We start from the raw sequence: 14,908 nt of genomic DNA on the forward strand, positions 1-14,908 counted from the left end.
GGGCGCAGCGGGTGGCTGCGTCCGGCCGGGGAGGCGCCGGCGGGCTCAGCGTGGCAGACGTACCTGCAGAAGGCAGCCTGCGGCGCAGGCCAGAACTTCTTCTGGGGTGTGGTGGGTGAGCAGGCGCTGTATCTGCGACTCGAGGCGGTGGCGCCGCTGGAGTTGCTCGTGCGCGAGATAGGCCGTGATTCGTTCGGCTAGGACGTCCCCGGCGCGCTGGCCAAGCGCGGCCGCCTCCTCGCGGATCTGCGCGTCGGCGCGGCGGCTGAGGGCGACATTGAGCAGGACATGGCCCTGGCGGTCGGGATAGTGCGTGGTCAGCACGTCGATCGGCAGGACCGTGTCCAGGCGGTGGCGCAGGCGGTGCAGGGCGCGGCCCGGGCTCTTGCCGCGCTGCATCGTCATCAGCCGGGTGCGCTCTGCGTTCGCGGCGAACGTCACCTGGTGGCGGGCCTGGTGAAGTTCCCGAACGGTGGCGGGCCGCGTCAGGACGATCTCGACGGCGTACTGATGCGTCACGACCAGACCCGCCGGGGTGCGTGGCCGCCGGGGCGGCGCCCGTGCGTGGGCAGGCGGGTGTGGATGTGCTCGTGGTGGCGGAGCGGGTCGAAGGGGTCCCAGTCCGCGACGGCGAGGTCACCGGCGGTCGACGCTGTGGCATGGTCCCGGCACCGTTGGGTGCGCCAGCGCAGCTGTTCCTGGTACGGCAGTGCGGACAGGCTGTAGACGGCCATGACATCCGACGGCAGTGCGAGCTGACCGTGGTGCACGGTCACGGGTACCAGGGTCCACACCCCGTGCAACCCGCCGGGGCCGAGGACCTTGGTCGTACAGCGGGTTCGGCGCCGGGTCTGGGCGACGCACTGGATCTCATCGACGGGGCGGGAGGCCAGGTAGCGGACGAACAGCAGCTGCACGACGGGCCTGGCCGGACGGCAGACCGCCTCGCCCGGCGGCGGGCCGCCTGCCAGTGTGGCAGGTGGAGCGAGGACTCCGGTGTCCAGCAGACGGCGGGTGTGCAGGGCGAGAGTCCGGCGCAGGCCGGACAGCTGCGGCGCGGCCGTCGGAGCCGGGCGGGCTGGGCACAGCAGGTCGTGTGCCAGCCGGCACCAGCTGCTCCCGTCGCCCGCGGGATGGGCGATGCCGCGGCTGACGTGCCAGCGGCAGGCCTCCGGCACCCCGGCCACCGGCAGTTCGTGCGGATGCAGCCGCACCAGCCGGTCGTCGGCCCCCGGGTAGCACTCGACCGGATTGCCGCATTCGCGGCAGGACGTGGTCTGGCCGCATCGCAGCAACCGGCTGGCACTGTCGGGGGCGATACGCAGGGACCGCCGCTGGTGCGAGCTCGGGCGGCTGCCGTCCCAGCGCCGCGCGGAAGGAGAAGGAGAGGAGCACATGCGGACGAACCTGCCAGCCGACACGCCCCGCATGCGGTACGCGACCCTGATGATCCCCCGGGCAGAGCAGAACGGGGCGACAACAGTGCGAACGCTTGCTCGCGCATTCGATAGGGCGTTGCCGGATCGAGTGAATCGCCGTCGGCGCTGGACGGGCCCGTATCAGCTGTCGTCGGTGCCGGGGAGGCAGTGCTCGTGGCAGAGGGTGGCGAAGAGCTCGTCGAGCGGTGTGTCAAGGGCGTGTGCGAGGGCGTGCCATGTCTTGAGGGTGCCGACGGTGCGGCCCTGCTCGATCTCGATCACAGTGCGCCTGCTCAGACCGCTGCGGGAGGCAAGCTCGTCGTAGCTCCACCCGCGCTCAGCCCGCAGACGCCCGAGCTCCAGTCGGAGGGCGTCGAGGTCCGGATCGGGCGGCAAGATCGTCACCCGACCATCCGACGGTGCAGACGCTTGCCCTGTCAGTGCAGACCTCTGCCCTGTTTCTCCCGATGACTTCACCGGCGGGAGGGCAGGGGTCTGCACTACGGTGTCGGCCGTCCCGCCGTACCGCGCGGTGGGGCTGGCGCCGGACGGGAAGGGAGGGATACACGCACATGAGGCTGCGCACCCTGTGTCCTCAGGCGGCGCGGACCTGGACGGTGGAACTGCGATGCCAGACCGGCGGGCTCGTTCTCGTTTGCCAGCACTGTCCCCAGGACGGTCGGCGGGTCACCGCGCAGTCCGCGCGCTCGGCGGCCCTTGCTCACCTCGCCCGGCATGCCCGCGGTGATCTGAGGGCTCCTCACCTGCGGATCTGTCAGTGTCATGAACGCGGCTGCCGTTGGCACCGCCGTCACCGCGGGTGCGCGGGGCCCATCCGCCTGCTCCTGGCTTGCGAACGCGGCGGCCGTGTCTGGCGCCTCGCCGACGCCTGCGGCGCCTGCGCCGCGGCAACCGCCCAGGCCGCCGTCGTGCCCGACACCGTGCTGGCCGCACCGTTCCACCCGCCTTCCGTGCGGCCGCGCGGTCCCCGGCCCAGCCGGGGGCCGGGGGAGCGTGTCCGCGTGAGCGAGATCCTCAGCTACCTGGCCGCGGCCCTGCCCGCGGACGTGTCCGCCGGGGCGAGGCTCCTCGCCCTGCAGTGCGCCCTGCGCATGAACGCGTACCTGCACGTCGAACTCCGTGCGGGCCTGCTGCGCAGCCTTCGTATCGATCCGGTGCAGGCCTGCCGTGAGTTGGAACAGGCGGGGTGGGCAAGCATGGTGAATGGTCCCGGAGCGGCCGGGGTGGCTGCGGAGCTTCGCGACGCCACGCTGCTCGCCCAGTCACCGGCCCGCCCCGACCGGCGGCGCGCGGCCGACTGGGCGTTGCGCACCGGGTGCCCTGCCCGGATCGGTGGGGCAGAGCCGCAGCTGCGACTGTCGGGCGTCTATCTCGCGGCGCGCAGCGATCCGTCCTCGGGGGAAGGACTGAGTGAGTGCGACCGGATCATCCGTGACTGTGGCCTGCGCGATCAAGGGTTCCACGGTGTGCTCAGCCATCTGACGGCGAACGGCGTTTTGGAAGGGTGGTGGATCTGCCCGGATTCAGGCGACGTGCACTGGACGCTAGCGTCGAGGCGATGACCGGCAACCCCTTGCCGACCGTGAGATGCGGGAACGGCCGACGGGGGTGACTTGGCTCGTCAGACGTGCTGTCGGGTAAGCGGTTGCAGGTTCGAACCCTGGAACGGGATGAGCGAGGGAAACGCCTGACCGCGCCGGCGGCGAGGGGACCGATGGCGACGTGACCGACGTCGCGGCCAGACCCGAACTGGTCACGGTCACCCCAGCGTTCCGCATTCCTCCGCTGGACCGGGCACACGAGTAGAGAAGGGTGCACGTAGGGGCTGTCGTCGGACTCTCAGAACACAGGTCCTGTGGATACCGGTGTCCTCGTCGTCAGGGCACTGCATATGTGTCGATCCCGTCGTCAGTCGTGGACAGTCTCGGCCTCGTCGTCCGGCGTTGTGGACAGTCCGGCCGCCTCGGCGAGATCTGGGTCCTCCATGCTCTGGTTACCGGCAGGCGAGTCCCAGTCCTCGTTCGAAGTCCCGTCGCCGTCCGCGAGTGTCGGGAGGACGTATGCCTGGGCCAGCCCCGCGAGGTGGAGGGGGAGGGGGAGAGACAGGGCGGCGGCGTAGTCCGGGGCCTGGCGGAGCTGGTGCATGGCGAGGGCCAGCGCCTCGGGTTCGTCGGGCTTTTCCAGTTCGGGGGCCGCGGAGTCGTCGTCTTCGTGGCAGCCCAGTACCGCGATCTCCACCAGGGTCGGGTTCCAGGCGCTGGTGCCCGCCTGCGAGGTGAGGTTGCCTGCCGCGTTGACCCGGGTGGCGAGGCGGTCGAGTGCGGGGGAGATCGCATGGGTGCCGGGGCGTTCGGTGGTGCTGTAGAAGACCCGCTCCCGCGACGAAGCCCCGTCCCCGTAACGCTGCTGGGGATCCTGTGCCCAGAAGCCAGCCGGCTGTCCGTGGGGCTTGCCCGGGTCGGCCAGCCCCCACCACTGGGCGCTCTCGCGACCGCCGCATCCGCGCACGCGTACGAGGCGCAGTTCGTCGTCCAGTCGTCCTGCCGGGGCGTGGCCGGTCTTGATCAGATCGCGTTCGGTCTGGCCGTCCTGGAGCCAGGGCCAGTGCAGTCGGCTGTTCTGAGCGTGGGTGATCAGTGCGGTGGGTTGCCCTCGGAGGGAGTGCAGCACGCGTTGGAGGAATGCCGCGGTCTCCCTGCGCTGTTGGGCGAGGTTGCTGCGCCACTGCTTGCCGGTGACCCTAGAGGCATCGGGACGTGCGTCATCGACTGGAGTCCCGGGTTCCGTGAACGCTTCGGGGTCGATCTCCGCCTGTTTCACCAGACCGAGGAGGAACTGCGGATAGGGCACCCATTCCCCCGCGGTGTCATCCCAGCCGCGTACGGCCGCGAGGCCTTCCCCGGCCGGGAGCGGGGTGACCAGGACGGCCACAGGCAGGTGCTTGGGCAACCGGGTCGGGCCGTCCTTGCGACGTTTCACCATCCACACCGCCGCGTATTGCAGCGACTCCGGAAGATCGTCACCGAGGGTGTGCTGGGGCAGGACGCGGACGCCGAGCTGGCGCAGTCCGTCGAGCCACGAGCTGCACGTGCGGTGGTCGAGGCTCTCCGCATTGTCGATCTGCCGGTCGGTGGACGAGGTGACGACGAACTGAGTCAGCAGGCCCGCGTCGGCGCACCCGAGGCGGATGGCGAACTTGGGGTCCGTCGACGCTGGGCGGAACGTGCTGCGGTGTGCGACTTCCACGAGGGCGAGTTCGGGGCGGGAGGGGTCCGCGCCGTCCGCGCGGAGCCAGGCGCGCAGGGCGCGGCGCCGTTCGGCGACGGCCGCCGCGAACGCCGCGCCTTTGCCTTTGACCGCCGGGTCGGGCACGAGCCGGTCGCCCAGTCCGTCGACGAGGGGCAGGCAGCGCAGCCGGAGTGTGACCTCCGCCGTCCGCCACTCCAGAACGACCGGTGCTCCGGGCGTGGCGTCGTCGAAGTCCCGGTCCGTGACGTGGGCGGCACTGGCGCCGCCGTCGCCGTCGAGGCCCAGGGCCTTGGCGAACTGTTCCACTGCCTCGCCGCGTACCTCGGGCGACTGCCACAGCAGCCGGGCCTCCACCACGGGCGGGCCGGCCTGTTCCGGGCCGTGGGAGGCGATCCGGGCCTGTGCCGCGAGTGCCACGCGCCGTGCCCGGGTCTCGCGCAGCAGCTCGGTCTTCTTGGCCTCGTCGGTCCTGGGCTTGGGCCGCCGGTTCTCCGGAGCGCCGATGCCCTTGCCGCGTCCGCGCGTGAGGTCGGGTACCCGGGCCAGTGTTTCAGGGAGGGCCTGCTCGGCCCATTCGGTGAGCTGGGCCCGCTGGTTGGGCATGAAGCCGGTGCCGATCTCGTGCTTGCCCATTCTGGTGCTGTGGACCACGGCGGCCCGGACGCCGCGGCCCTCGCCGATCCAGGAGACCGGTTCGGTGAGGAGCTGTTCGGGGTCGGGGAAGTTGCCGGCGAGGCTGAGTCCGCGCAGGATGCCGGCGGTGTCGTTCTCCGACCAGACGAAGGTGTCGGTGGCCCGGTCGCGGCGCAGGCGTGCCAGTGCGTAGCGTTCGGTGGCCGGTGCGCCGGGCAGCCAGGGGATGGTGGGCCGCAGGTAGACGGTGGTGGCCTCCCGGTAGGGCAGGTTGAGGCGTTTGGTGGTGGCCCGAGGGTGGGTTGCCCAGCGGCGTACACCCCAGTGCAGGTGGAGACGCGGCCTGGGGTCGAACGGAGTGGTGTGCAGGGAGATGTTCAGAAGGACGGAGAACCACCACTCCTTGCGTTTGACGGTCCGGCACAGAGGCTGCGACATGAGTTCCGCGCCCTGGTCGCGAGGTCCGCGGGGCAGCGCCCGGAACCGCAGCTCCCCTCCCTCGAACGGGAAGGGGTCGAGGGTCAGGATGCGGCGTGCCAGGGCGTCGGTGGCGAGTTGGAACTGGCGCGGTTGCGGAGCGGCGGTGCCGCTCCGGGTGGTCGGGGTGGTGAGGAGTTCGACGCCGCTGACCGGCTGCCACTCGGGCAGGTTCTGCTTCAGCTCGGTGCTGCTCGCCAGCAACATCGAGCGGAACCGGGGATCCTGTGCGGAGCCCTTGGGACCGAGGGTACGCAGCCAGGCGTCGAGGAGTTGCTGCATGGAACGGCCGGGGAGGGGGTCGGGCGCCGAGGCCGGTACGTACATCCAGAAGTCCTCGGCGGCCTGCGGCCCCGGTTCCACCGGGATCCGCGGCCGGGGGCGGACGATCACGTCGGGGGCGAGGGTCTGGAGCACGCCGTCGAGTCGGCGGGTGGGCAGCGTCGGCTGCCGCTTCCCCTCGTCCCGCCCGTGGTTGTGCAGTTCGAGGAGTCCGGCATGCCAGTGTTCGGGGAAAGGGAGCGCGTGGAAGTCCTCGGTCCAGGGGGTGCCCTCCTCGGCCAGATGGTACGCGGATCGGCGGATGTTCTTGTACATGTCGGTTCTCCCTGCGATGTCCGTACGTGGGCGGGTGCGGTTGCCCGCCAACAGTGCTGCCCGGCGCGGTGGTTGGTGTGCTTCAGTCGACCGATCGCGGGCCGGGTGACGTCCCCATGGCGCACAGCGCTTCGTACAGCGGGCGGTAGAGCAGCTTGACGAGTGCGGCATCGGCGGTGTCGGTGCGCGCGCCGTATGCGACGGTGGCGGTGTCGCTCTGGGCGAAGTACGGTGCCAGGACGTCCCGCAGTCGGACGAGCAGCCCCGGGTCGCCTGCGCGGCGTGGACGCCGGCCCTGGCCGGTGAAGGGGGCCTGTGCCGCGGCGAGTTGCGGTGCGAAGGCCGCGTCGACGAACACGACGCGGGCGGGTACGCCACCGCGGACGAGGCGCCCGATGACCTGCCAGATGGTGACGAGTTGGTCCCAGACGAAGGACTTCTTCTCGTCATCGGAGAGCGAGGAGTAGATGTAGGGCCGTGACAGTACGTGCCGCCACACGCCGCGTGCGGTGGTCCTGAAAGCACTGCCTGCCGCGTTCAAGTCCCCGGCCTGGGTGACCATGTCGCTGAACGTCCCTTCGTCCGGCAGCTTCAGCTGACCGCGTACGAACCGCGTCGCCCAGTCGTTGATGGCGAAGACCGCCAGGGACAGGTCGTCAGGGCGGGGATGCGGGCGGACCAGGAAGAACACCGTTCCGAACGCCGCCACCTTCTCCTCGCCGGGCCGTTGGGGGGCGGTGAGGATGTTGTGTCCTCGCTCCACGGCGAGGAGGGGCGCCACGAGCAGTTCGGCGTCCGGGTCGTCGGCGAAGGACGCGAGGTCCCCACGCCGGACCGCTCCCGCACCTGATCCCGTGCCCGGCGCCTGGCTCCCCGTCGGCGCCGTCCCGTCGACAGCGGCCTCCAGTTCGGCGTCGTCGGCGGCCAGGACTCGTACCCGGCCACGCCAGCGCGGGATCTCGTTCAGGGCGGTGGCGGCCACCTTGGCTTCCGCGTAGCTGCCCACCAGAAGCAGGGCACGCTTGCGGCGCTGGTCGGGGATCTGAGCGAGTTCGCTCTGGAGAGGGGAGGAGTTGCCGTCGCTCCGGGACCGGGCGAGCCGGTCGATCATCAGGCGCAGGACGTCCTCTCGCTGGTCGGGGTCCTGGCCGGAGAGCCGGATCGGCTGTCCTGCGGCGTCGTAGAGGAACTCGGTGCGGAACACGGTCTTCCGGATAGCATCGAGAGCCTTGCGCTGCGGTTTCAGTACGGCGCGGACGGGGGCGAGGACGTGGGCCCGGGTAGAGGTGCCGGCCCAACTGGTGCCCGACATCAGCAGCACGTGTGGGCCTGCCTTGCCGAGGCCTGGGTCGGCGCCGAGCTGGTGAAGACCCAGGAGCAGTTCCCGGCCCACGCCCGCGCAACGGAAGAAGCGCAGGGTGCCGGTGCGGTGCCCGTCCTTGTTGCGGGCGGCGGCCCGTTCGTCCACCAGGTACTGGAAGCCCAGGACGTTGCCCATGGGCGCTTCGGGCAGCAGTGGCGCGTAGTCGAGGGGCGGGCGGCGGGTCAGCTCGTGGGCCGCGGAGTCCAGCCGTAGCGCTGCCTCCACTTGAGGCCACAGGAACGTCACCCGGTCCAGGCGTTGGTGCAGGGCGGCGAGGACGAGTGTGAACTCCAGCCGCCGTGCGTTGAGTTCACGCCACTCCTCGGTGAGTGATACGTCCTCGGGGGCAGACTCCTTGCCTCGCTCGGCGGCGGGCATGGGGCGCTGTTCCGGGCCCGGCGCTCCGACAAGGAGGGAGTCGAGGAGCGTGCGGACACGGCGCCGTGTCTGTTTCTCGTCGAGGGTGTGCAGCACGTCGTGGGTGAGGGCGGTGAGCTCGTCGGCGGGGGTTCCATAGGGGCCGCGTCCGCCGAGCGGATCGTCGCGGAACGTGTCGAAGAACCCGGTAATATCCGTGCGTCGCTGCGCCCAGGGAGCGTCGGGGACAGGGGAGTCGCCATCGGCCCCAAGCCCGTCTTCGTCCTCGTAGAGTGCGCTCTCGTCTTCGACGTCCCCTTCGCTCGTGCTGTCCGGTCGCCCGACGGCCTGGCCTCGCGTCAGCGGGTACCAGGCGTGCAGCAGCTTCTCCTGGAGGGTCCACGCACTGAAGTAGTCGATCTGCGCCCAGTCCCGCAGCGCTCCGTCGTCGATGAGCATGGCGTACAGCCGGTCCGCGGCAGAACCAACGACGTCCAGGGCGGCGGACCACCGTTCCACGTCCTGGTCGGAGAGCTGGAGCCGTCCCTGCCGGGCGAGTTCGGCGATCTCGTGGGTCTGCAGCTGGTCGAGCCAGGAGTCGGAGACACCGGTGGTGACGAGCGTGGCCGACGGGGCGAACATCTGGTCGAGCTGCATCTGTACGCGGTCGGCCTCGTCGACGACGACGATGTCGCTGCGCAGGCAGGCCAGCTCCAGATAGCGCAGGCGCTCGGCGTTGAGCTGACGCGGAACCGCCGTCTGGACGAGACTGGCCGGGTTGGCCACCCAGATCAGCGCGTCCACGAGGTCACGCGCGGCGGAGTGTCGGGGGCAGACACTCCACAGCGGGCAGGCGTGCGGGGTGCCCAGGTCCTCCTCGTCGGTATCGTTGTCGTCCGTGGCGCCCTGCCTGTCGACGGCGCCTCGGGCTCGTTCGAGCTCGCGTACCGCGCGCTCGGCCGCGGGCTCCTCGGCGGTCTCCTGGCGCCGAGCGGGGTGAAGGGCACCGCACGGTGCGTCGGTGTAGCGCAGGGGCTCGGACGTGTCGAGTGCGCGCAGGGCGTCCAGCGGGCAGGCGGTGCTGAGGTGGGCGAAGACGGGTCCGGTGTGCGCCAGTAGGGAGTGTTCTCCCCGTGCGGCGAGTCTGCGGTGCAGCCGCTGGGTGTGCTGGAGCCGCGTCGTGCCCCCCTGCACCAGCGCGGCGCTCAGGCCGAGCGTGCGGAACAGCTCGGTCAGCGTCAGCTGTTCGGCCACGTCGCCGACGACGAGAGTGATGCGCAGGCCGTTGTGGTACGCCCAGACGGCGAGCAGGGTCATCAAGGTCGACTTACCGGCGCCGACCATGCCGACGAGGTGGGTGAGCCGGTCGAGCGGCAGCGCGGACGCCGCTTCGAAGTCTGTCCCGTCCGGGGTACGGGTGTCGAGGTCGAGTTGGGCGAGACGCTGCTCCCAGTTCCCCGCCTTGAGCCCGCGCCGCTGCTCCTCCGCGTCCATCCACCGTGCGACGTCGGCGAGTTCGTCGAGTGGCACGTCGAGGGGGCCTGCGGTGGCCGGGCGTTCGGCGGTGAGGGGGTGGCCGGGGAAGGGGTCCCGCACGAGATCGGCGGGGACCGTGACGGAAGTGCGCCGGTGGCGGCGGTCCATGAAGCGGTGTTCGCCCGCCTCCGCCGGGGGAAGCACCTTCGTGGCGAAGCCGGGGAGGTTCGCGAGCGCGTCGTCGTAGGTGGTGAAGCGGTCGGCCGCCACCTTGAGGGGGACTCGATGGGCGGGCTCCCCGGCCGCCGGGACGCGGTACGCGCGCAGTCGTTCGGGCAGTTCCAGGTAGGCGTCCAGGCTCTGCTGCCACATCCGGCCGCGGCGCATCGGCCAGAGCAGGTGCCGGGCCGCGGCCAGCGCGACCTGTTCGGTGGTGCCAGTGGGGAGCTTCGAGGCCCGCGCGAAGGCGAGGCCGTAGCCGCCGAGGAGCGTCCACGCCCCGTCGGCAGCGTGACCGGGCGCCACGGTCTCCATCAGCCGCAGGGCGAGCTCGACCTGGCAGAGCAGAGCGGGCCGGGTCCCGGCGTGTTCTTCGGGCCAAGGCCTCAGTGCGGCGACGACCGGCTGGTACCAGCTGCTGCGGTCACGCATGGTCTGCTCCCTTCTTCCCGGTGCGGTCGGTCGCCGCGGTCTGGTTTCCGGACCGGGACGACGCTGTGCGTGCCCCGCCGTGCTCCCTGGCCCGGGGCACGGTGTGCAGAGGCGCGATGGACGCGTCCGGCCCGCGTTCGCCGGACAGCCGTAGCCGCGCGGTCCGTTTCAGCTGGTCGTCCGTCAGCAGCCGCAGACCGCCCGCCCCCGCGCCCCGCTCCTTGGCGTACATGGCCAGGTAGTCACGGCGGGCGCGCACCCGGAATGCGGGCACCACCCAACAGGCTTCGTCGAAGGGGGGCTCGGGGCGGACGGCAGTGGCGGCGCGTCCGAGGAAGGCGGGGTGTGCCCAGTCCTTGACGTCGACGGCCCACACGTGACCGTCGGGGAATGAGATGCGAAGGTCGTACGCGTCGAAGCCCGGCCACATCTCGACGGTGAGGCCCAGGGCGCGTAGCTCGCCCTCCAGAAAGACCTCGGCGCGTCCGGGCCCGGTGACGAACTGCCGCAGGGGTTTCCGCAGTTGACGCAGCTCGCCCACCTCGGACGCGACGAGTTCCCGGCCGTGCGGTGGGGGACCTTGGTGCCGGCACTGGTCGCGCTCGCACCACCACTCGGTGTCGGACACCGGATGGAGCAGGGTCAGGCAGCGATGACAGCACAGGTACGCGCCGTCCCGGCGGAACCCGAGCGGGACGGGGGCATAGATCTCCTCGACGAGGAAGCGCACGGGGTCGAGGAAGAGGTCGGTGCTCACCTCAGCCCAGTCCGCCTCGGTGAGGACGGGCTGATTCACCAGGAGGCGACGGAAGGCCGTGTACGACTCGGGTGACGACACGGCCCGACAGGCGCGCAGGGCCTCGTGGATCACCAGGCGGTCGTACTGCCGTCCGGTGCTGTCGCCATACCCCTGCACGGCGAGCTCGTGGCAGAGCTGCGCGGGTTCTCCGGAATCCTCGTCGATCAGCCGGTCCGCGGTGTCGAACAGGTCGGTGGGCAGTCGGTCTAGGGGCCAGCTGCCCAAGGGGCGGGCGCGGGCCCAGCGCAGCATCTCGGGCACCCCGGACGGGGGCTTGGCGCCGTTGCGCAGGCACTGGAGTACCAGGGCATCCAGGGCCCGCTGCGCGCCGGCCGGGTAGGGCAGAGTGAAGGAGTCGAGGCGGTCGACGGCCGCCAGGTGCACTACGGCGGTGGCCACGTCCCGCAGGAGGACGACATCGGGGTTGGACAGCCAGTCCGGTACGAGCTGTTGGTCAGGCATGGGGCGTGGCGTCTCCTCGCGGCGAGGTCTGCGTGTCGGGGCTCGGCGGGCGCGGATGGTCGGTGACGTAGGCGGTGCCGGGCCGACACCAGGTCCGGGCCTGACAGCCGTGGCAGTGGCGTCCGGTCCTCGGTTCGTAGGTGGTGTCGTCCAGGAGCGGCTGGGCGAGTTCGGCGATGACGGCCCGGGCTTCGTCGACGTTCTCGGCGCGACCGGGGTCGATGGGTTCGAGCCGACTCTCACCGTGGCCTTCACGTAGGTGCTCCAGTTCGACCCAGGAGCGGCGCGGGTCGTCGCCGAGCGCGCCCGCGTGGAACAGCAGTACACCCAGGGCAAGTTGGGGATAGGTGTGGAGCAGGGAATCGCGTTCCCACAGCGGGCGGGCCGACGTCTTGGTCTCGCGCCAGATCCACCGGCCGCGGTGGGTGTACACCAGGTCGGGTACGGCGAGGACGACGATGTCGAGTTCGGGCACGTAGGCCGTGACCCGATGCTGCACGAGCACCTGCTCGTCGGCGTCAAGTCCGTTGAGGGGGCACAGGAGCCGGTGTTCCGCGAGCATCCCGGCAGCCTCGCGTGCGGAGGTGTCGTCGAGTCCGGCCCTGGCCCGCACCGCCGTCGGCTCGGGGATCTCGCGGTCCCGGCAGCCGCGCACCGGGCGTTCGGCGTGCTCTGCGTCGAGCCAGGCGTCGACGGCTCGGCCGCGCCGTGCCCCCCGGTCCTCGGCTGAGAGGTCGTTGAGGTGCAGCCGCCGCACCAGGTGGTACTGGGCGGGGCACTCGGCGTGCAGCCGCAGGTCCCAGACGGAGACGGAGCGGCGTTGGCGTGCGAGAGCCGGAGGGCGCCCGCCCCACAGCCGCGGGGTGCGTTTCAGATCCGTGCAGCCGGCGATGGCCTTGCAGTCGACACAGCTCTCCCCGGGCTGCACGCCGAGTTCGGTGGCAGCCGTGACGAAGGCAGGCACAGCGTCGTCCCTGAAACGCTGCCTCGCCTCGGCGGGGTCTTCGGAGAGCAGCTCCTCCACGGACCCGTCGGCGCACCCGACGTCGAAGACGCGGACCAATCGGGGCAGGCTGGTGCTCTCGGTCGCGGTGGGCGGAGGCTGGGCGCGTTGCTTGCGGCGAGGCGTGGGCGCGCCGAAGGCCATCACCTGCGCCACGGCCCCGAGCTCCGCGTCGGGGCGGCCGGTCTTGGCCCGGCCCATGGAAGGCAGCCACAGGTCGCGCACCTTTCCGTCGGAGGAGGCGTACATGCGGCCCCAGAGGGTGTGCTCGTACTGCCGGGCGCCACGGGCGTCGGGAGCGTCCGTGCGGGGAGTGCGCCACGTCCATGGCTGCTTCACCGGCTTGGTCTCAGGCAGCCCGGCCTCGACGGCGGCTGCCTGTTCGCGGGTACGGGCGGCCACGTAGCGCTCCAGGGCGTGGGCGGTCCAGGCCAGGTGGGCGGGGTGAACCGGGCCGCCCCATCCCCGGAAGGGACCGCGGGTGCCCCGGAGTTCCTCGCGTACCCGCTCCACCGACCATCCCTCGTGTTCCAGCAGGTCGAGGGCGGTGAACAGCGGGCCGAATGCGAACTCCTCGCGGGGTGGCCGCCGGAACGGCACGGCCGGGTCGGCGACGAGCAGGGGCCGCATCGCGGTGCGTCGGTGGGTGGGACAGGCCGCGTCGTCGGGCCGGGCCATCCGGGGGCTCGCCCTGATCAACCAGTCGTGGCCCGCGACGCCGGGTGGGTTCTGCATGGTGACCCCCGTGGCAGGCGGTATGGGCAGGAGGGTGCCCAGAGCAACGGGAGTCCGAGGACATCCGGGCACCACTAGAGCATGGCATAAATCTGTGAACTGAGTCCATGGACGGCTCATGTCTAGAATCTTTCACGCTACGCTGGTGGGTCTGATGCGCAGTGGTGCGAAGGGGCACAGTGGTGGACGCGGATACGTACAAGCCCGGCGTGGGTGATCTGGTCGACGGGCGCTACGAGTTGAAGGACTCTCTGGGCAAGGGCGGGATGGCCCAGGTCTGGCGGGCCCGAGAGGTGTCCGGGGGGCGGGAGGTGGCGGTGAAGTTCCTGCGCCACGACTCCGAGGCCCTGTACTGCCTCGACCCGTACGAGCGTGAGGCCGAACTCGCCGTCAGGAACGCCCGGTTCCGGCGCGAGGCCAACCTCCTGGGCACGCTCGATCATCCGGGAATCACCGATCTGTATGGGAGCGGATCGCACCGGGGCGTCCCCTTCATCGCCATGCGCCTGGTGACCGGAGTGAGTCTGCGGACGTTCCTCGACGAGCACAGCCCCCTGCCTCTGGCCACGGCGGTTGCCGTCGCCATCCAGGTGGCAGGGGCGTTGGCCTGCGCACACACGCTCCCGGTCGTACACCGGGACCTCAAGCCCGCAAACATCATGATCGATGAAGAGGGGTGGGTCGTCCTCATCGACTTCGGCATCGCCAAGCCGCTGCACGCCGACGCCACCCGTTACACGGCGCACGGTTCGACGCTTGGCACCCGCGGTTATCTGGCGCCGGAGCAGCTCCTGGAGCGCGAGCCCACCACGCGCACGGATGTCTACTGCTTCGGCTGCATCTTCTACGAACTCCTCACCGGGCGGCCCCCCTTCCCGCTCGGCCCGGAGTCCGGCCTGACCGACAAGCACCTCAACGAGGTGCCGCTGCCACCGAGCACGTACGCCGCGGGCATCCCGGAGCCGATCGACGATCTCGTACTGCGGATGCTCGCCAAGAAGCCCGAGCAGCGCCCGGCCGTTGACGAGGTCCTGGAGGTCCTCGACCCGTTCGCCCCGGGGGTCGGCGATCCCGAGCCCCGGCCCCGCACCCACCCCGACCCCACCGCCCCCATGCGTCGGCCGCCGGATCGGGCTGTTCGTCCGCGCCCGGTTGCTCTCACGCTGCCTGTCGCGTCCGCACCGGCCGATGAGTGGCTGGACGCCCGCGTGGTGGAACAGCTCTGCGCGCAGGCCGAGTCGGAGTTCGCGTCCGGCGAGCCGGGCGACGCGATCGACCGGCTGCACGGTCTGACAGAACGGGTCCGCAAGGAGTGGGGTGAGCGGCGCCCTCTGGTGCGTCGCGTTTGGCAGGGGGCTGCGGACGGATTCCGTCTCTCCGGCAACTTCGGCGCTGCGGCCCGCCTCTACCAGGCTGTCGACGACGATCTCATTCACGGGGACGGCCCAGGCGAGCGGGCCGATCGCGCGCTGATCCGGCTGCGCCTGGCTGAGTGCCGGCTCACGTTCGGGGAACTGGAGGCGGCCATCGCGGCGGTTGACACGGCGGGCCGCACCGCCGCCGGACTGCCACCGGAACTCGCGGCTCGTGTCGAGGCTGTACGCCACGCGGTCGACGCCCAGCTCACGGCCCGCCTGGCCGAGCCCAGGCGCAGGGAGGCGTGACGC

General features: G+C 71.3%; 9 protein-coding genes. 2 read left to right on the plus strand and 7 right to left on the minus strand.

Translation table 11 applies throughout. The features are described from left to right. Positions 1-45 precede the first annotated feature (45 nt). The 3 genes from OHT77_RS35785 to OHT77_RS35795 all read right to left on the minus strand — a co-directional run bounded on the left by OHT77_RS35785 (position 46) and on the right by OHT77_RS35795 (position 1,823). Positions 46-519, minus strand: a complete 474-nt coding sequence (locus OHT77_RS35785; RefSeq protein ID WP_328832517.1) for a hypothetical protein — start codon at positions 517-519, stop codon at positions 46-48. Beyond that, positions 516-1,397: a DUF6083 domain-containing protein gene (locus OHT77_RS35790; protein WP_328832518.1), complete on the minus strand. Its 882-nt coding sequence runs from the start codon at positions 1,395-1,397 to the stop codon at positions 516-518. Before OHT77_RS35790 ends, OHT77_RS35785 begins: the two co-directional genes overlap by 4 nt. 162 nt (positions 1,398-1,559) lie before the next feature. Continuing rightward, a complete protein-coding gene (locus OHT77_RS35795) occupies positions 1,560-1,823 on the minus strand; it encodes a helix-turn-helix transcriptional regulator (RefSeq protein WP_328832519.1) in 264 nt (87 codons plus the stop codon). Between the two features lie 617 nt (positions 1,824-2,440). On the opposite strand from OHT77_RS35795, the gene OHT77_RS35800 reads away from it, so the two are divergent. Next, positions 2,441-3,001: a hypothetical protein gene (locus OHT77_RS35800; protein WP_328832520.1), complete on the plus strand. Its 561-nt coding sequence runs from the start codon at positions 2,441-2,443 to the stop codon at positions 2,999-3,001. A 346-nt stretch (positions 3,002-3,347) separates the two neighbouring features. On the opposite strand, the gene OHT77_RS35805 is transcribed toward OHT77_RS35800, so the two are convergent. The 4 genes from OHT77_RS35805 to OHT77_RS35820 form a co-directional block, all read right to left on the minus strand. Next, the gene (locus OHT77_RS35805) at positions 3,348-6,395 is read right to left on the minus strand and encodes a pPIWI_RE module domain-containing protein (protein ID WP_328832521.1); all 3,048 of its coding nucleotides are present in this window, start codon (positions 6,393-6,395) and stop codon (positions 3,348-3,350) included. Positions 6,396-6,477: 82 nt separating this feature from the next. Further along, a complete protein-coding gene (locus OHT77_RS35810) occupies positions 6,478-10,242 on the minus strand; it encodes a hypothetical protein (protein ID WP_328832522.1) in 3,765 nt (1,254 codons plus the stop codon). Further along, a complete protein-coding gene (locus OHT77_RS35815; RefSeq protein WP_328832523.1) occupies positions 10,235-11,503 on the minus strand; it encodes a restriction endonuclease-related protein in 1,269 nt (422 codons plus the stop codon). Before OHT77_RS35815 ends, OHT77_RS35810 begins: the two co-directional genes overlap by 8 nt. Beyond that, positions 11,496-13,241: a PD-(D/E)XK nuclease family protein gene (locus OHT77_RS35820; protein WP_328832524.1), complete on the minus strand. Its 1,746-nt coding sequence runs from the start codon at positions 13,239-13,241 to the stop codon at positions 11,496-11,498. The genes OHT77_RS35815 and OHT77_RS35820 overlap by 8 nt, the downstream gene beginning before the upstream one ends. Positions 13,242-13,423: 182 nt before the next feature. On the opposite strand from OHT77_RS35820, the gene OHT77_RS35825 reads away from it, so the two are divergent. Further along, on the plus strand, positions 13,424-14,905 hold the full coding sequence (locus OHT77_RS35825; RefSeq protein WP_328832525.1) for a serine/threonine-protein kinase: 1,482 nt from the start codon (positions 13,424-13,426) through the stop codon (positions 14,903-14,905). Positions 14,906-14,908 lie beyond the last annotated feature (3 nt).

The sequence above is a fragment of the Streptomyces sp. NBC_00252 genome (assembly GCF_036187565.1).
In the GTDB taxonomy this organism is placed as follows: Bacteria; Actinomycetota; Actinomycetes; order Streptomycetales; family Streptomycetaceae; genus Streptomyces.

Bases quoted from the DNA above. Each gene is read 5' to 3' on its own strand.
- OHT77_RS35790 (WP_328832518.1), bottom strand. From the start codon at position 1,397: ATGTGCTCCTCTCCTTCTCCTTCCGCGCGGCGCTGGGACGGCAGCCGC.
- OHT77_RS35805 (WP_328832521.1), bottom strand. From the start codon at position 6,395: ATGTACAAGAACATCCGCCGATCCGCGTACCATCTGGCCGAGGAGGGC.
- OHT77_RS35810 (WP_328832522.1), bottom strand. From the start codon at position 10,242: ATGCGTGACCGCAGCAGCTGGTACCAGCCGGTCGTCGCCGCACTGAGG.
- OHT77_RS35815 (WP_328832523.1), bottom strand. From the start codon at position 11,503: ATGCCTGACCAACAGCTCGTACCGGACTGGCTGTCCAACCCCGATGTC.
- OHT77_RS35820 (WP_328832524.1), bottom strand. From the start codon at position 13,241: ATGCAGAACCCACCCGGCGTCGCGGGCCACGACTGGTTGATCAGGGCG.